Consider the following 16440-nt stretch of genomic DNA (forward strand, 5'->3'; position numbering starts at 1 on the left):
GGGGGGCAGAGTGGCCCCGGAGTCAGCAGCCGCAGCCGTCGCCCTGCTGCCCGCGCAACTTCTCCAGCTCGTGCCAGACGGCATGGGTGCGTTCCGCCAGCTCGTCCAGACCGGCGTCATTGCGGATCACGTAGTCGGCCACACGCAACCGTTCGGCGCGTGAGGCCTGGGCATCGATGCGTGCCTGCGCCTCCTCACGGGTGAGGCCGTTGCGAGCCATCAAACGCTCCAGCTGGGTCGTTTCGTCAACATCCACGACGACCAGGGCATCGAAATCCCTCTCCTGCCCCGTCTCCACCAGCAACGGGATCATCAGGACCACGATGGCGTACGGATCGGTCACCTGGTCTTCGATGGATCTGCTGGCTGACCGAACGAGCGGATGGACGATGGCGTTGAGATCCGCGCGAGCAGCGGGGTCAGAGAAGATAACTGCGCCCAGCCTGCCACGATCCAGGGAACCGTCCGGCCGCAGCACGTCCTTGCCGAAGCGCTGCACCACGGCCGCGAGACCGGGTGTGCCGGGCGCGACGACATCACGTGCCAGCTGGTCGGAATCGACCACCAGGGCGCCGAGCTTCTGCAGGACCTCGCCGACGGCGGACTTGCCGGAGGCGATGCCGCCCGTCAGGCCAACTCTGATCATGTCGTTGACACTACCGGGCAGGCCGACCGTGCGGCGAGGCCCTCACGTCGAGCTCAGCCCTGCAGAACCTTCGCGAAGGAGTTCTCCTGTGCAAAGACGTCGCTGGCATGCCGTACCAAGTGCGACATCCACGGCCCACCGTGGCCCTCGTGCTCCACGACGTGCAACTGGGCGTCGGGAAGGATCCCCTTGATCCGCCACGGAATGCTCACCGGCGACGAGACGTCACGTCGGCCATGCACCATGAACAGCTCGACCCCCGTCAGTGCTGGGAGGCTGGCCAACAGGCCGGCTTCGGGAACCCATTCGGGGTCGAGCGCCGCATGATGGGACCAGTAGTGGCTGGCCAAGGTCGTGAGGGCCACCTGCTGGTCAATGGGCAGTTCGCACAGACCAACCGGAGCCAGCTCCTCCACCGGTAGACCGATCTGCACATGGGATTCCTCCCAGGCCATCCAAGTGATTGCCATCTCGCGTCGCAAGTCCTGGTCGTCACCGGTCATGATGTCCGCCACAGCATCGACGAGCCGCTCTGAGCCACGGGTCCAGGAACTGTGTTGTTCGACGAAGCCGGCCAACTGCTCCCATGCCTCCGGGTAGAGCACGGAAACGCCTTCAGTGATCCATTCCACCTCGTCAGGGCTGGTGGTGGTCACGGCGGCCAGGAGGAGACCGAGCACACGCTCACGGTTCTCCACAGCGTGGTGCAGGGCCAGGGTGGAGCCCCACGAGGATCCGGCCACCAGCCAACGCTCCACGCCGAGGTGATCCCTCAGCGCCGAGATGTCGTCAAGCAGGTGCCGGGTGGTGTTGGTGGACAGGTCATGCTCGGACGCCGCCGCGGATGGCAGGCTGCGTCCGGAGCCGCGCTGCTGGATCGCGATGACGCGATACAGCTCGGGATCGAAGTGTCTCCGATGGTCGTCCGTCAGGGACGCGCCGGGACCTCCATGCAGGTAGAGCACTGGGATGCCGGCTGGGGAACCGGACTCCTCCCAGTGGATCTGGTGCCCATCGCGAGACAGGACCTCAGATTCGATGGTGGGGATTGGGGGATGCATGGACAAGACGATATCGGGCGGACATCGGCTTTTCCGGCGTGGCGCGTGCATTGTCCTCCACGGACTCAATCGGTTTTTCACTGTGCTGGGTGAAACCGTGAATTCCCTCGCACCCAACATTCAGCCGCTGTTCAGCCAGTGGTGGAAAAACGGCCTTGCCCCGGCCGGACATCCGGTCGGGGCAAGGCCGTCAGATCAGCTGCTCATCGGCAGCGCACCGGGCCGCAGCTCAGTTGGCGCCGCCCGAGAGCTTGTCGCGCAGGGCCTGCAGGGCCTCGTCGGACGCCAGCGAGCCCTCCGGCTCCACGTCGGCCGGAGCCGCAGAGGAGTAGGTGGCGGCGGTGGCCGACTCGACAGCGGCGGTCTGGTCGGCCTTCTCGGCCTCCTCGGCCTGCTTCTTCAGGGCCATCCAACGGGCCTGCGCCTCGGCGTACTGGGCCTCCCACGCACGCTGCTGCTCCTCGAAGCCCGGCTTCCACTCGTTGGTCTCCGGATCGAAGCCCTCGGGGTAGATGTAGTTGCCGTTCTCGTCGTAGCTGGCGGTCATGCCGTACAGCGACGGGTCGAAGTCGTCAGCGGCGATGTCGACGCCCTCATTGGCCTGCTTCAGGGAGAGGCTGATGCGACGACGCTCGAGGTCGATGTCGATGATCTTGACCATGACCTCGTCGTTGACCGAGACAACCTGCTCGGGGATCTCGACGTGGCGCTCGGCCAGCTCGGAGACGTGGACCAGGCCCTCGATGCCCTCCTCGACGCGAACGAACGCGCCGAAGGGGACGAGCTTGGTGACCTTGCCCGGCACGATCTGACCGATCTGGTGCATGCGGGCGAAGGTCTGCCACGGGTCTTCCTGAGTGGCCTTCAGCGAGAGCGAGACGCGCTCGCGGTCCATGTCGACGTCCAGCACCTCGACGGTGACGGGCATGCCGACCTCGACGACCTCGGACGGGTGGTCGATGTGCTTCCAGGACAGCTCGGAGACGTGCACCAGGCCGTCGACGCCACCCAGGTCCACGAAGGCACCGAAGTTGACGATCGAGGAGACCACACCGTTGCGGATCTGGCCCTTCTGCAGCTGGGTGAGGAAGTTCTGGCGAACCTCGCTCTGGGTCTGCTCCAGCCAGGCGCGACGCGACAGGACCACGTTGTTGCGGTTCTTGTCCAGCTCGATGATCTTGGCCTCGAGCTCCTGGCCCACGTAGGGCTGGAGGTCGCGGACGCGACGCATCTCCACGAGCGAGGCGGGCAGGAAGCCACGCAGGCCGATGTCGACGATGAGGCCGCCCTTGACAACCTCGATGACGGAGCCGGTGACGACGCCGTCCTCTTCCTTGATCTTCTCGATCGTGCCCCAGGCGCGCTCGTACTGGGCGCGCTTCTTGGACAGGATCAGGCGGCCTTCCTTGTCCTCCTTGGTCTGGACCAGGGCCTCGATCTCATCGCCGACGCTGACGACCTCGAAGGGGTCGACGTCGTGCTTGATGGAGAGTTCCTTGGAGGGGATGACGCCTTCGGTCTTGTAACCGATGTCGAGGAGAACCTCGTCACGGTCGACCTTGACGACGGTACCGGTGACGATGTCGCCGTCGTTGAAGTACTTGATGGTGGCATCGATCGCAGCCAGGAAGGCTTCGGGCGAGCCGAGGTCGTCGATAGCGACCTGAGGAGAGGCCTCAGAGGTGGAGGTCATGTAGTAGGACTCCGTAGTGGATGTGTGTGTCGGTATTGCTCCGTGGCCCTTCGGCGAGCCAGTATCGGGTCGGAAGGACTTCCGACGAGTGAACATGACACGACGAGCACAGCCTGCTCCGTCCGAGGATGCGCAGACCACAGCGCCCCTCCAGCCTATCTTTCGCCCTCCTGAAGGGTCAATCCGGATCCCGCGGCAGCGAACGTCGAGCGCTCACGCCGCGGGTAGTCTCGAATGACCGGACCGGGGACCGCTGCCCCGGCATGTCCAAGGAGTTCTCGTGAGCTGGAAGCGTCGCCTGGTGTCCGTGATCGCGGGTGTCCTCGCCGTTGTCCTCGTCATGGCCTGGTGGAGGACGTCCAGGTCCGACGATCTGTCCGACCACACCCAGGCCAGTCCCGCCGCCACGGCCACGGCCGCCGGTGATCCCAGCGCGAGCAGCCCTGGCTCATCCACGACGGCGAGCAGCACCCCGAATGACTCCCCCTCGGGCACCTCGACCCCATCACGCCCGGGCGGAAATCCCTCCACGGCCAGCTCCTCCCCCGCGGCAAGCAGCTCAGCACGACTGCCCGCCGAGTGCAGCACCACGCCTGGCCCGATGGTGCCCACCCGCATCTCGATCGGTGACGTGGCCGCGAATTCGAGTGTCCTCAGCCTTGGGCTCGCAGGCGATGGCACGGTCGCGACGCCGCCCTACTCCCAGCCGATGAGCGTCGGCTGGTACAACCTGGGGCCGAAGCCCGGAGCTGACAAGGGGAAGGTGGTGCTGACCGCCCACACCTTCCGCAATGGCGGGGGTCTGGGCAATGCGATGCACGCCAGCGGTGGCCTCGAGCCCGGAGACATCATCAGAGTGACCGGCAAGGACGGGCGCACGCTGTGCTACCGCCATACCGGCCAGAAGAAGGTCTGGGTCAAGGACTATGACCCTGACTCGACCGTCCTGTACGACGCCAAGGGCAAGCACCAGCTCGCGATCGTCATCTGTTGGGACTTCGATCGCCAGCGCGAGACGTGGGACTCTCGCGTCATCTACTACGCGGAACCCCTGGCGGCCTGATCCCCCGAAACTCTCGGGGAGCAGCCCGGTCGAGCTCGGCTCAGTGGGCCGCGTCGTGCCAGGAGCGTCCCGTCCCGACGCTGACGTCCAGCGGCACGTCCAGGTCCATGGCCTGCCCCATCTTGTCCCGGACCAGGGATTCCACCTGCTCGCCCTCACCGGGCGCCACCTCCAGGACGAGTTCGTCGTGCACCTGGAGGAGGATGCGGCTGGACAGCCCTTGACGCAGCAAGGCCTGCTCCACGTCCAGCATCGCCACCTTGATCATGTCCGCCGCCGAGCCCTGGATGGGCGCATTCAGCGCCATCCGCTCGGCCATGTCACGGCGCTGACGGTTCGACGAGTTCAGGTCCGGCAGGTGACGCCGCCGTCCGAGCAGCGTCTCGGTGTAGCCAGTACGCCTGGCCTCGGCGACCACGCTCTGCAGGTAGTCGCGCACCCCACCAAAGCTGGCGAAGTACTCCTCCATCAGCGCCTTGGCGTCACTGTTGGCGATCCCGAGCTGGTTGGCAAGCCCGAAGGCACTGAGCCCATAGGCCAGGCCGTAGTTCATCGCCTTGATCCGCGCGCGCTGCTCTCCGCTCACCTCGTCGGCAGGCACGTCGAAGACCTTGGCCGCCGTCACGGAGTGGAAGTCCATGCCGCTGCGGAAGGCCTCGATCAACTGCTGGTCGCCGGACACATGCGCCATGATGCGCATCTCGATCTGCGAGTAGTCAGCCGTCAGCAGCGAGTCGAAGCCCTCCCCCACCACGAAGGCCTCACGGATCCGACGCCCCGCCTCGGTCCTGATCGGGATGTTCTGGAGATTGGGGTCGGTGGAGCTCAGACGACCGGTGGCGGCGATCGTCTGCATGTACGTGGTGTGGATCCGACCGTCGTCCGAGACGCTCTTCAGGAGTCCATCCACGGTCTGCCGCAGGCGAATGGCATCGCGGTGGGCCAACAGGTGTTCGAGGAAGGCATTGCCGGTCTTGGCGTACAGGCCCTCCAGGGCTTCCGCGTCAGTGGTCCAGCCGCTCTTGGTCTTGCGCGTCTTCGGCATCTGAAGGTCCTCGAACAGGACGGCCTGCAGCTGTTTGGGGGAACCCAGGTTGATCTGCTTGCCGATCACCTCATAGGCGGCCTCCTGCGCGGCCAGCACCCGGGAGTCGAAGTCCTTGCGCAGGGTCTCCAGGTGATCCACGTCGACTGCGATGCCGGTCCGCTCCATGCGAGCCAACGTCGTCTGCAGTGGGAGTTCCACGTCCGTCAGCAGAGCTGCCTCGCCCTGATCCGCCAGCTCCCCGTCCAGTGCCCTGGCCAGGTCGATCACGGCACGGGCACGGACCATCGCCGCCTGCGCCGCCTCCTGCTGGGCGGACTCGTCGTCATCCTCGAAGAGCAAACCCTGGTCGGCCTGCGACGATTCGGCAGCACCCGCGACCCGGAGCTCGCGCTTGAGGTGGCGCATCGTGAGGTCTGCCAGGTCAAAGCTGCGCTGGTCCGGCTTCAGCAGATAAGCCGCAAGCTGCGTGTCACAAGCAATGCCCGCCAGATCCCAGCCCCGCGACCAGGCCGCCAGGCGGGGGCCCTTCGCGTCGTGGAGAGCCTTCGCACGTGACTCGTCGCAGAGCCATGACGCCAGCGCGGCGTCGTCCTCGGGCAACAGGTCGCCCACCCGGAACCAGGCGGCCGCGCCATCCGAGGCAGCCAGGGCCAGCGCGTCGATGTCGCCGGCGCCCCGCCCCCAGTGCCCAGAGACATCCAGGCCGGTCAGCTCCCCCCGCCCATGCTCGTCGAGCCAGGCGGACAGTGTGCCGGGTTCCAGGATCTCGCCGGCCAGCTCGAACCCCCCCTCGCTCGGTTCGTCATCCTCCGGGAAGGTCTCGAGCAGGCGATCCCGCAGCACGCGAAACTCCAGGGAGTCGAACAGCTCGTGGACTGCCTCCCGGTTCCACTCGCGACGTTCCAGGTCTTCCGGGCCGACCGGTAGATCGAGATCCCGCACCAGGGCATTCAGCTGCCGATTGCGCTTGACGTCATCCAGATGGTCTCGGAAACTCTGTCCCGCCTTGCCGGTCACCTGGTCCGCGCGCCGGACCAGGTTCTCCAGACCGTCGTGGGCGGCGAGCCACTTGGCAGCCGTCTTGGGTCCTACGCCCGGCACACCGGGCAGGTTGTCGCTCGTCTCCCCCACCAGGGCGGCCAACTCCGGGTATCGAGCCGGCGGCACCAGATACTTCTCCTCCACGGCCGTGGGGGTCATCCGGGCCAAGTCGCTCACGCCCTTGCGGGGATAGAGCACAGTGACGCGCTCGTTGACGAGCTGCATCGCGTCGCGGTCCCCGGTCACCACCAGCGTCTCGAAGCCCTGGGCCGTCGCCTGCGTGGAGAGCGTGGCGATGATGTCATCCGCCTCGAAGTTCTCCTTGGTGACATAGGGGATGTTGAGGGCGTCGAGAACCTCCTGGATGAGCGTGACCTGGCCCTTGAACTCATCCGGGGAGGCCGAACGAGTCGCCTTGTAGTCCGGATAGCTCTCGGTTCGGAAGGTCACCCGGGAGAGGTCGAAGGCCACTGCCACGTGGGTGGGCTGCTCGTCGCGCAAGAGGTTGATCAGCATCGACGTGAAGCCGTAGACGGCATTGGTGTGCTGGCCGGTACTGGTGGAGAAGTTCTCCACCGGCAGGGCGAAGAAGGCTCGATAGGCAACGGAGTGCCCGTCGATCAGCAGCAACTTGTGGGGTGTGGTCTCGGCTTCGGTCACGCAGTGCACTCTAGTCGGCGCCACTGACAGCGGACACGAGCATCAGTGGCTGCGTCCTAGAGTGGGCCGCATGCGAGGAGAAGAGCTGCCGGACTGGATTTCGAAAATGACCAGCGCGCTGGACGACAAGCTGGGGGTTGAGCTCCTGGAGGTCTCGGCGGAACGCACCGTCGCGCGGATGCCGGTGGCCGGGAACACCCAGGTGATCGGTCTGCTGCACGGCGGCGCCAATGCTGCTCTGGTGGAGACAGCGGGATCGGTCGCCGCACTGGCCCACGCCCGAGAACTCGGTGGAATCGCCGTTGGCGTGGACATCAACGTGACGCACCACCGGGCTGTTCGTTCGGGATCCGTGACGGCGGTGGCGACGTCCCTTCACCGGGGCCGCTCCTTGGCCAACTATCTGGTGGAGATCACGGATGAGGACGGCAATCGGGTCGCGACCGGGCGTCTCACCTGCATGGTGCGCCCACGCCCCTGATTCCGGGCGTGGGACGGCTGATCTGGGAGACGACCGGAGATCCGGCCCCGGGCTGCCGGAATCCTACTTCTTGCTGCCCTTGCCCTGGGCGATGACCTTCTCGGCCACTTCGCGCATCGAGATCCGCAGGTCCATGGCAGTCTTCTGGATCCAGCGGAAGGCCTCGGGCTCGCTGAGACCGAGTCCCTCCTGCAGCATCCCCTTCGCCTGGTCGACGGCCTTGCGAGAAGCCAGACGCTCCTCCAGGTCAGCAACCTCGTCCTCGACGGCACGAATCTCGGCGAACCGACCGATCGCGATCTCGATCGCCGGCACCACGTCCGACGCATCGAAGGGCTTGACGACGTAGGCCATGGCCCCGGCCTCGCGGGCGCGCTCCACCAGGTCCCGCTGGCTGAAGGCGGTGAGCATCACCACGGGCGCGATACGCTCCTCGGCGATCTTCTCGGCCGCCGTGATGCCGTCCATCTTGGGCATCTTGACGTCCATGACCACGAGATCGGGCTGGAGCTCACGCGCCATCTCCACGGCCGCCTCACCATCCCCGGCCTGGCCGACCACGTCGTAGCCCTCGTCGCCCAGAAGCTCGACGAGGTCCATCCGGATGAGCGCCTCATCCTCCGCGACGAGGACGCGCGGCCTGGTGCGATTGGTGCTCTGCTCGGTGTTGCTCACGGGACGTCCTTGACTAGGCGATGGGCTAGGTCATTCTAGACCGTGCGGTCTGACCACGCCAACGGCGACAACATCTCCATCATCACACGACTGGCGTCCGTGACCAGTCTGTCAGACATCAGAACCTGCGGCCGTGAGTTGGCGGGAATTGCCGCGTGGTGCCCGGGAGGGGAGTCGAACCCCTACGGTCGTGAGACCAGACGGGTTTGAGCCGTCCGCGTATGCCATTCCGCCACCCGGGCCGGTGGCACCCAGACATTCTGCCACATCATCGAGCACTGCCCCACCATGGCCGTGCGCCAGACCGATGTGCAGATCCTGCGGCGAGGACCGGGAAAATGACCACAGCGCGAGGATCCCGCCGGGAACGGGCTCCACCACGGCCCTGACCACCGCACAACAGGAACGAGGGGCACCCACGGGCACCCCTCGTTCCGACGATCTCAGGCCTTGGCCAACTCAGTGATGGTCATCCATCGCCTGCGGCTTGATCTTGTGCACGCGCAGCGAATTGGTCTTTCCGGGGACGCCCATGGGCGAACCGGACACGATGACGATGTACTCGCCAACCTGGACCAGGCCGTCGTCGAGCAGCATCTTCTCGACGGCGCGCACCATCTCCTCGTTCTGGGTGAACTCGGGAGTGATCCGAGCCTTGACACCCCAGGTCAGCGTGAGCTGCTGGCGCGTCGACTGGTCCGGCGTGAAGCAGAGCATCGGGATCGGCGAGCGCAGGCGAGACAGTCGACGAGCCGTGTCGCCTGACTTGGTGAAGGCGACCAGGTACTTCGCATTGACGCGCTCGGCCACCTCGGCAGCCGCCTTGGCGATCACACCGCCCGTGGTGTGCGGATCCCAGTCGATCTCGTTGATCTTGGACATGCCGTGCGTCTCGGTGTTCGTGACGATGTTGGCCATCGTGCGCACCGTCTCGATCGGGTAGGCACCCACCGAGGTCTCGCCCGACAGCATCACCGCGTCGGCGCCGTCCAGGATCGCATTGGCGACGTCGGAAGCCTCCGCACGGGTCGGACGCGGAGCGGAGATCATCGACTCGAGCATCTGGGTGGCGACGATGACCGGCTTGGCCCACTTGCGGGCGGCGCGCACGATGCGCTTCTGCACCAGCGGCACCTCTTCGAGCGGGAGCTCGACGCCCAGGTCACCGCGGGCCACCATGAACGCGTCGAAGGCGTCGATGATCGCGTCCAGGTTCTCGATCGCCTGGGGCTTCTCGAGCTTGGCGATGACGGGCAGGCGCTTGCCCTCCTCGTCCATGATCTCGTGCACTCGCTTGATGTCTTCGGCATTGCGCACGAACGACAGGGCGATCATGTCGACGTCGTGCTTCAGCGCCCAGCGAAGGTCCCGCTCGTCCTTCTCGCTCAGGGCGGGGACGCTCACGGAGACGCCGGGCAGGTTGATGCCCTTGTTGTTGGAGACCGGGCCGGCGACGGTGACGCGACAGACCACGTCCGTCTCCGTGACCTCCTTGGCCTCCAGGCCGATGCGGCCGTCGTCGATCAGGATGGTGTCACCGGGATTGACGTCACCGGGCAGGCCCTTGAATGTGGTGGAGCAGCGCTCGTGGTCACCCAGGATGTCCTCGGTGGTGATGGTGAAGGTCTGACCGTAGCTCAGCATGACCTTGTCGTCGGCGAAACGGCCAAGCCGGATTTTGGGACCCTGCAGGTCAGCGAGAACGCCGATGGTCCGCCCCAGCTTCTCGGCAGCCTCACGAGTCTGCTTGAGGCGCTTCTCGTGCTCCGGGTGGTCGCCATGGCTCATGTTGAGGCGGGCGACGTCCATCCCGGCCATGATGAGTTCTTCCATACGCTCCGGGGTCGACACTGCCGGCCCGAGCGTGCACACAATATTAGCTCTACGCACGGTGGCAACCCTACCGGCAGGGACAAGCAAAGACGCCTCGCGGCACCCGGTTGCCGAAGGTTGTTCACCCTCCCGTCACACAGCGCAATCTCAGGAGTTGAACGCCTCAACTGCCTCGGAATCAGGGAATTGACTGCCTGTCACCACTCACGAACCAGATCCAGCGCATGCTGTAGATCGTCCGGGTAGTTGGACCTGAAGGTGACCCACTCCCCTGTTCCCGGATGGGTGAAGGAGAGCTCCACCGCGTGCAGCCACTGGCGCTGCAGCCCCAGCCGTTCCGCAAGGACCGGATCGGCCCCATAGGTTGGATCACCGACGCAGGGATGCTTCATCGCACTCATGTGCACCCGGATCTGGTGGGTGCGACCCGTCTCCAGATGGATCTCCAACAGGGTGGCAGCCCGGTGGGCCTCCAAGGTCTCATAATGCGTGATCGAGCGTCGGCCCCCTTCAACCACGGCCATCTTCCACTCGGAACCGGGATGCCGAGCGATCGGGGCATCGATGGTCCCGGTGAACGGGTCCGGATGCCCCTGGACCAGGGCGTGGTACGTCTTGGCGACGGTCCGGTCCCGGAAGGCCTGCTTGAGAACGGTGTAGGCCTGCTCACTCTTGGCTACCACCATCAGACCGGAGGTACCCACATCGAGCCGCTGCACGATGCCCTGTCTCTCCGGGGCGCCACTGGTTGAGATCCGAAACCCGGCACCGGCCAGATGCTCGACCACGCTTGGCCCGTCCCACCCCAGCGATGGATGCGCCGCCACACCGACGGGCTTGTCCACCACGACGATGTCGCGATCGTCGTGCACGATCCGCACGCCCTCCACCTCGCGTGGCGTGACCTGGACACCGCTCGGCACTGCTTCGATGTCCACTTCCAGCATGGCGCCCGACGTGACCCTGGTGGAGGACTTCTCCACCGTCACGCCATCCAACCGAACGGCGCCAGCCGCAACCAGATCTGCGATCCGGGAACGTGACAGCCCCGTCATGCGGGCAGTGGCCGCGTCCACCCGCTCGCCGTCCAAGCCATCTGGTACCAGGTGAATGCTCATGCGCCCTCCTCCGGCTCGCCGCGCAGCGCCTGGACCACCAGGACCGCGGCCGTGCAGGTGATGAAGATGTCCGCGACATTGAAGATCGCAAAGTGGGGCAGCTGGAAGAAGTCGATCACATGGCCTCGCAGGAAGCCCGGTGGGCGCACCAGACGATCAACCAGGTTGCCGACGATCCCGGCGGTCGCCATGCCGGCCAGCACTCCCGACGAGAACCGCCGCACCCGTGGTGCCACGACGGTGAGCATCACGATGGAGGCCACCAGGGCGAGCACGCTGATCACCACGGTGGAACCCTCCCCCAGCGAGAAGGCCGCTCCCGGATTGCGGATCAACCGCAGACGCAGCACGCCGCCCAGCAAGCGGGGTGGGTTGGCCGGATCCAGGTGGGTCACCGCCAGATGTTTGGTCCACTGGTCCAGGGCCAAGCCGGACACGGCGACAACGGCCATCGCCCACCGGGCAGCGGTGGGCGAGGTCTTCCCGCGACCCTCCAGGTCCGGGTGGCTGGCGCTGGTTATCGTCGTTCCTCGCGCTGCTTGCAGCGCACGCACATCGTGGCTCGTGGGAAGGCCTGCAGGCGGGCCTTGCCGATGGGCTCGCCACAGGTCTCGCACAGACCGTACTGTCCCTTGTCGAACAGGCTCAGGGCCAGTTCCGACTGGTCGAGCATCTCGCGAGCATTCTGCGCGAGCGACATTTCCTGGTCACGTTCGAAGTTGGACGAACCAACATCGGCCGGGTCACGGCCCGCACCGTCGGAGCCCTCCCGCATCAGGCCAGCGAGTTCAGCCTCGGCCACCTCGATGGCCTTGCGCATGCGCTCGATGTCATTCGAGAGTTCCTCGCGAACCTCGGCAACCTCCTCGGGGGTCCAAGGATCCTCGCCCTCGCGAACCGGAAGGACCACCTGCTCGCCCTCGGACTTGCTGCTGGCCATCTACTGCTCCCTCGTGAACGGGACGACACCCGTGGGGTGTCGACATCTCCAACCGACGGCACCTTGCCGTCTGAGGTGCGAAGATACACCAGCTGTCAACAGGGCGCATGAACGGCAGCCCCCAAATGGACCGTCAGCATCGCATCGACACGGTAAAGGGTCCCGTCACCAGCGGTGACGGGACCCTGCACAGGTCTGTCCAGATTTCTGCCGGTCAGTTGCCCTCGGCCAGCAGCGCGTCGAGGCGAGGGGTGGCGGAGCTGCCCTGGGCAGCATTCGCACGAACCTCGCTCAGCGCGACGGGAGCATCGCTGGGCTCCAGCTTCTCGCCCTTCAGCTTGTCCAGCATCGAGGTGAAGTGGGCGGTCATGTTCTGGCGGTACTGCCCCTCGAAGGAACGCAGCTGGTCCACCTTGCCCACCAGCTCGTCACGCTCGGCCTCGAGCTTGGCGAACAGCTCACGACGACGGTTCTCGACGTCGCTGTTGACCCGCTCGGAGTTGGTACGGGCTTCGGCAGCCAGTCGCTGGGCCTCGGCCTTGGCAGCGGCCGTCAGCTGGTCCGCATTCACGCGGGCCTCGGACTGCGTGCGCTCGGCGCGCGTCTGGGCGTCAAGGGTCAGCTCGTGAGCCTGACGCTTGGCCTCCTCCAGCTTGCGCAGCGCCTCGTTCTCCGCCTCGGTCACCACCGACTCCGCCTGCTCCGTGGCCAGCTGCACGAGCCGGGTCACGGCCGGGCTGGCCTGGGCTGCGGTGGAGACGACGATCTTCTCGATCTTGGAACCATTCTGACCGTCCATCACCGTGAGAGCCGTGGACTGGCGAGCGCTCTCGAGCTCACCGCTCAGCGCCTCCATCTGACGACGCAGGTCATGGTTCTCCTCGCGCAGACGCTGCAGCTCCGCCTCCTGGGCCTTGTTCGGCGCAGCAGCCACGGGCGCCGCCGCGGGGGCCTGGGTGTTCTTGCGCGCCTGCTCGAGCTCGGCACGCAGGCGGTCATTCTCCTCCTGCAGGCCCGAGTCCTGGGCATCGGAGTCAAGGGCCTCGAGCTGGGCGCGCAGGCGCTCGTTCTCCTCGAGAATGGTGCCGAAGGTCATGTCAACCTTGTCGACGAAGTCGTCCACCTCGGTGGCACGGTAGCCCTCGCCCACTCGCTTGGCGATCGGGAAGCGAACGTTCTTCACGTCCTCAAGGGTCAGCGTCATGTGTAACTCCCAGCTCGATGGCGTTGTCGTGCCCGCGGCGCGCGTGGGCACTGTTTCGGCCCTGACACCCGTTGGCATTGTCTCGCCCCTGGCTCAGGGGCCTGCCCGTTAGGCTACTCCAGCACCGACGGCCTCACCACCGCAGGTTGAGGGTTTGGGTGTCTTGACAGCCGTCAAACCCTCAACCAGCAGGGAAAAGCAGCATTCAGCTCTGGTTGAAGAATCCGCCCGCTGCGATGCGTTCCTTGTCCTCGGCCGTGACCGTCACATTCTGCGGCGAAAGGAGGAAAACCTTGCTGGTAACGCGCTCGATGGTGCCTCGCAGACCGAAGATGAGCCCGGCGGCGAAGTCGATCAGACGCTTCGCATCCGCATCCTCCATGTCCGACAGGTTCATGATCACCGGGACATTGTCGCGATAGTGCTCACCAATGGTCCGCGCCTCGTTGTAGGTGCGCGGGTGCACGGTGATGATGCGGGTCAGGTCTGCCGTGCGGGGCTCGTTCGAGGCCGTGCCAGCCGCCTGGGTGGCCGCCGGTCGGTTGTTGACCGTGACCGCCTGCGGCTGGACCTGGGTGGTGGCGCGACGCTCCGGCAGCGAGGTGATCTGCGAGGGTTCGTGGTTCTCGTCGGTGAAGACCTCCTCGGTCAGTTCACCGTCGACCTCGTAGTCGTAGCGCGAGTCCTCGATGAGGCCGAGCCACTTGCCCACCTTCTTCATGCTGCTGTCCGACATGTGCCCTCCTGGAATGACGTCACCGACGAGGTTACCCTGCACCCCCGCACGCTCGCGGGGCCACGACTCACGACACGCGCCAAATGATGCCCACCTGGCGGCCGGCCCCGCGTCCGTCCCGACGGTGCGAGTGCAGGTCTGGACTTGTGAGAGTACAGGGATCATGTCGGTTGACCGAGACGCCAGCCTGCTCGAGCTGCCGCTGGCACCCCTCCCCCAGGTCGAGCGACGGCGTTCCCCAGCTCGTCCGCGCACGACTTCCGGGATGACGCGACTCCACCTCGTCGGCCATGTCCTGGGGCACCTCGTAGCACTGGCCGCACACGTGCGGCCCGATCCACGCCTCCACCTCGCTCGCACCCACGGAGCGCATCACGTCGAGGGTCGCGATCAGCACGCCCTGGTCAAAGCCGACGCGTCCCGCATGCGCGGCACCCAGTACGCCGCGCCGCCGATCGGCCAACAGAACGGGGACGCAGTCCGCCACCCGGATCGCCAGTGCCACTCCGGCCTGGGTGGTGACCATGGCATCGGCCACCGGCAGTGGCGGGACCCCAGCGGGCTCCCCCAGCCAGTGCTCAGGCCCCCAGCGGTGTGTGAGGAAGTCCTCGTCCACCAGCAGGACATCGGCGCCATGCACCTGGTTCAACGTCACCATCGTTTCGATGCCCAGCTCGTCCAGGACGGCGCGGCCATTGCGCCTGAGGGCAGCCAGGTCATCGACGTCCGTACGGCCCAGGTTCAACGAACCCATGGTGCCGGCGCTGTGACCGCCATGGCGGTCGGTGAACGCGAGGCCCGTGCCAGAGGCACCAGGCCGTTCGAGGTACGAGAACATGCCTCGAGCCTAGACGTGAACGAACCGAGGCCCACGAACCGGTGGTTCGCGGGCCTCGGGTCAGGACTCACTTCAGGAAGTCGGGAATGTCCAGCTCGTCATCGTCCTCCACCGGACGGGGCGTACGAGCAGTCTCGAAGCCCTGGTTGTGCTGCGGCGCATTCTGCTGCGGCGCAGGATGGGCCGGCGCGCTGAACGGGCTGCTCTGCCCCTGCTGGGGCTGGGCCGGCGTGAACTGCGGCTGGCTGGGGGCGCTCGAACTGGTCACCTGCGGCCCGCGCGCCACCTGGGTGGCGGTGGGCGTGTTCTGCGCCTGCGGCGGGGTGAGAGCCGTGTTGCGGGTGCCATTGGTGTTCAGGCCGGGGGCACGCTGGATGCCCGGCTGACGCTTGGGCGGGGAACCGCCGTCGAAGCCAGCTGCGATGACGGTGACGCGCACCTCGTCGCCCAGGGCGTCATCGATGATCGTGCCGAAGATGATGTTCGCCTCGTCGTGGGCGGCAGCCTCGATCAGGTTGGCCGCCGCGGAAACCTCGAAGAGGCCGAGGTCGGAGCCGCCGGCGATGGACAGCAGCACGCCGTGCGCGCCATCGATGGAAGCCTCGAGCAGCGGCGAGTTGATCGCCGTCTCGGCAGCCGCCCGAGCACGATCCTCTCCCCTCGCCGAGCCGATGCCCATCAGCGCCGAGCCCGCATTGCTCATGACCGACTTCACGTCGGCGAAGTCAAGGTTGATCACGCCGGGGGTGGTGATCAGGTCGGTGATGCCCGAGACACCCTGCATCAGCACCTGGTCGGCCTGCTTGAAGGCCTCCAGGATGGCGATCTGGTGATCCGTCATCTGCAAGAGCTTGTCATTGGGGATCACGATCAAGGTGTCGACCTCGTCGCGCAGGCGGGAGATGCCCTCCTCGGCCTGAGTGGAGCGACGCTTGCCCTCGAAGGAGAAGGGGCGAGTCACCACGCCGATGGTCAAGGCACCGATCGAGCGGGCGATCTTGGCCACGACGGGGGCGCCACCGGTACCGGTTCCGCCACCCTCACCGGCGGTCACGAAGACCATGTCGGCCCCGCGCAGGGTCTCCTCGATCTCCTCCGCATGGTCCTCGGCGGCCTGACGACCCTTGTCCGGATCCGCGCCGGCACCCAGACCACGGGTCAGTTCGCGGCCCACGTCGAGCTTCACGTCGGCATCACTCATCAGCAGCGCCTGGGCATCGGTGTTGATCGCGATGAACTCAACACCCTTGAGGCCGGCCTCGATCATTCGGTTGACGGCATTCACACCGCCGCCGCCGACGCCGACGACCTTGATCACTGCCAGATAGTTCTGCGAAGCACTCGCCACGGGGATCCCGCCTCAATTCTTGTCAGTACGGACCTTGCGAACCTGTCGTCGCCCG

At 66.2% G+C, this 16440-nt stretch carries 14 protein-coding genes, 1 tRNA gene and 1 pseudogene; 2 read left to right on the plus strand and 14 right to left on the minus strand.

Annotated features, from left to right (window positions below; genetic code table 11):
- Positions 1 to 22 precede the first annotated feature (22 nt).
- The 3 genes from coaE to rpsA all read right to left on the minus strand — a co-directional run bounded on the left by coaE (position 23) and on the right by rpsA (position 3400).
- On the minus strand, positions 23 to 646 hold the full coding sequence (gene coaE / locus ACTQ49_RS03865; RefSeq protein WP_441826533.1) for a dephospho-CoA kinase: 624 nt from the start codon (positions 644 to 646) through the stop codon (positions 23 to 25).
- Positions 647 to 699: 53 nt separating this feature from the next.
- Entirely contained in the window at positions 700 to 1707 is a 1008-nt protein-coding gene (locus ACTQ49_RS03870; protein WP_441826534.1) for an alpha/beta fold hydrolase, read from the minus strand.
- 229 nt (positions 1708 to 1936) lie between these two features.
- Positions 1937 to 3400 (minus strand): 30S ribosomal protein S1, encoded by a 1464-nt coding sequence (rpsA, locus tag ACTQ49_RS03875; RefSeq protein ID WP_441826535.1) that lies wholly within the window; start codon positions 3398 to 3400, stop codon positions 1937 to 1939.
- 280 nt (positions 3401 to 3680) lie between these two features.
- On the opposite strand from rpsA, the gene ACTQ49_RS03880 reads away from it, so the two are divergent.
- On the plus strand, positions 3681 to 4463 hold the full coding sequence (locus tag ACTQ49_RS03880) for a class F sortase (RefSeq protein WP_441826536.1): 783 nt from the start codon (positions 3681 to 3683) through the stop codon (positions 4461 to 4463).
- A gap of 40 nt (positions 4464 to 4503) precedes the next feature.
- Here the strand turns inward: ACTQ49_RS03880 and polA are convergent, their stop codons facing one another.
- Positions 4504 to 7212, minus strand: a complete 2709-nt coding sequence (gene polA, locus ACTQ49_RS03885; RefSeq protein ID WP_441826537.1) for a DNA polymerase I — start codon at positions 7210 to 7212, stop codon at positions 4504 to 4506.
- A gap of 106 nt (positions 7213 to 7318) precedes the next feature.
- On the opposite strand from polA, the gene ACTQ49_RS03890 reads away from it, so the two are divergent.
- Complete coding sequence (locus tag ACTQ49_RS03890; protein WP_441826538.1) at positions 7319 to 7693, plus strand: PaaI family thioesterase; 375 nt, start codon at positions 7319 to 7321, stop codon at positions 7691 to 7693.
- 63 nt (positions 7694 to 7756) lie between these two features.
- On the opposite strand, the gene ACTQ49_RS03895 is transcribed toward ACTQ49_RS03890, so the two are convergent.
- The 10 genes and pseudogenes from ACTQ49_RS03895 to ftsZ form a co-directional block, all read right to left on the minus strand.
- The gene (locus ACTQ49_RS03895; protein WP_441826539.1) at positions 7757 to 8368 is read right to left on the minus strand and encodes an ANTAR domain-containing response regulator; all 612 of its coding nucleotides are present in this window, start codon (positions 8366 to 8368) and stop codon (positions 7757 to 7759) included.
- 156 nt (positions 8369 to 8524) lie between these two features.
- Positions 8525 to 8610 (minus strand) — tRNA-Leu (locus ACTQ49_RS03900).
- Positions 8611 to 8827: 217 nt separating this feature from the next.
- Positions 8828 to 10258, minus strand: a complete 1431-nt coding sequence (gene pyk / locus ACTQ49_RS03905; RefSeq protein WP_441826540.1) for a pyruvate kinase — start codon at positions 10256 to 10258, stop codon at positions 8828 to 8830.
- Positions 10259 to 10398: 140 nt separating this feature from the next.
- The gene (locus ACTQ49_RS03910; RefSeq protein WP_441826541.1) at positions 10399 to 11319 is read right to left on the minus strand and encodes an RluA family pseudouridine synthase; all 921 of its coding nucleotides are present in this window, start codon (positions 11317 to 11319) and stop codon (positions 10399 to 10401) included.
- Entirely contained in the window at positions 11316 to 11771 is a 456-nt protein-coding gene (lspA, locus tag ACTQ49_RS03915) for a signal peptidase II (RefSeq protein WP_441826542.1), read from the minus strand. The genes ACTQ49_RS03910 and lspA overlap by 4 nt, the downstream gene beginning before the upstream one ends.
- Before the next feature lie 65 nt (positions 11772 to 11836).
- Positions 11837 to 12259 (minus strand): TraR/DksA family transcriptional regulator, encoded by a 423-nt coding sequence (locus tag ACTQ49_RS03920; RefSeq protein ID WP_441826543.1) that lies wholly within the window; start codon positions 12257 to 12259, stop codon positions 11837 to 11839.
- 214 nt (positions 12260 to 12473) lie between these two features.
- Positions 12474 to 13463 carry a DivIVA domain-containing protein gene (locus ACTQ49_RS03925; protein ID WP_441826544.1) on the minus strand — a complete coding sequence of 330 codons (990 nt, stop codon included), beginning with the start codon at positions 13461 to 13463 and terminating at the stop codon, positions 12474 to 12476.
- A 205-nt stretch (positions 13464 to 13668) separates the two neighbouring features.
- A pseudogene (locus tag ACTQ49_RS03930) lies at positions 13669 to 13965 on the minus strand (cell division protein SepF); the annotation flags it as partial.
- Between the two features lie 301 nt (positions 13966 to 14266).
- Positions 14267 to 15037, minus strand: a complete 771-nt coding sequence (locus ACTQ49_RS03935; protein ID WP_441826545.1) for a polyphenol oxidase family protein — start codon at positions 15035 to 15037, stop codon at positions 14267 to 14269.
- 67 nt (positions 15038 to 15104) lie between these two features.
- The gene (gene ftsZ / locus ACTQ49_RS03940) at positions 15105 to 16385 is read right to left on the minus strand and encodes a cell division protein FtsZ (RefSeq protein WP_441826546.1); all 1281 of its coding nucleotides are present in this window, start codon (positions 16383 to 16385) and stop codon (positions 15105 to 15107) included.
- Positions 16386 to 16440: the final 55 nt, after the last annotated feature.

The organism is Luteococcus sp. Sow4_B9, assembly GCF_052116585.1.
Taxonomy (GTDB): domain Bacteria; phylum Actinomycetota; class Actinomycetes; order Propionibacteriales; family Propionibacteriaceae; genus Luteococcus.

Bases quoted from the DNA above. Each gene is read 5' to 3' on its own strand.
- coaE (WP_441826533.1), bottom strand. From the start codon at position 646: ATGATCAGAGTTGGCCTGACGGGCGGCATCGCCTCCGGCAAGTCCGCC.
- ACTQ49_RS03870 (WP_441826534.1), bottom strand. From the start codon at position 1,707: ATGCATCCCCCAATCCCCACCATCGAATCTGAGGTCCTGTCTCGCGAT.
- rpsA (WP_441826535.1), bottom strand. From the start codon at position 3,400: ATGACCTCCACCTCTGAGGCCTCTCCTCAGGTCGCTATCGACGACCTC.
- ACTQ49_RS03890 (WP_441826538.1), top strand. From the start codon at position 7,319: ATGACCAGCGCGCTGGACGACAAGCTGGGGGTTGAGCTCCTGGAGGTC.
- ACTQ49_RS03910 (WP_441826541.1), bottom strand. From the start codon at position 11,319: ATGAGCATTCACCTGGTACCAGATGGCTTGGACGGCGAGCGGGTGGAC.
- lspA (WP_441826542.1), bottom strand. From the start codon at position 11,771: ATGGCCGTTGTCGCCGTGTCCGGCTTGGCCCTGGACCAGTGGACCAAA.
- ACTQ49_RS03920 (WP_441826543.1), bottom strand. From the start codon at position 12,259: ATGGCCAGCAGCAAGTCCGAGGGCGAGCAGGTGGTCCTTCCGGTTCGC.
- ACTQ49_RS03925 (WP_441826544.1), bottom strand. From the start codon at position 13,463: ATGACGCTGACCCTTGAGGACGTGAAGAACGTTCGCTTCCCGATCGCC.
- ACTQ49_RS03935 (WP_441826545.1), bottom strand. From the start codon at position 15,037: ATGTTCTCGTACCTCGAACGGCCTGGTGCCTCTGGCACGGGCCTCGCG.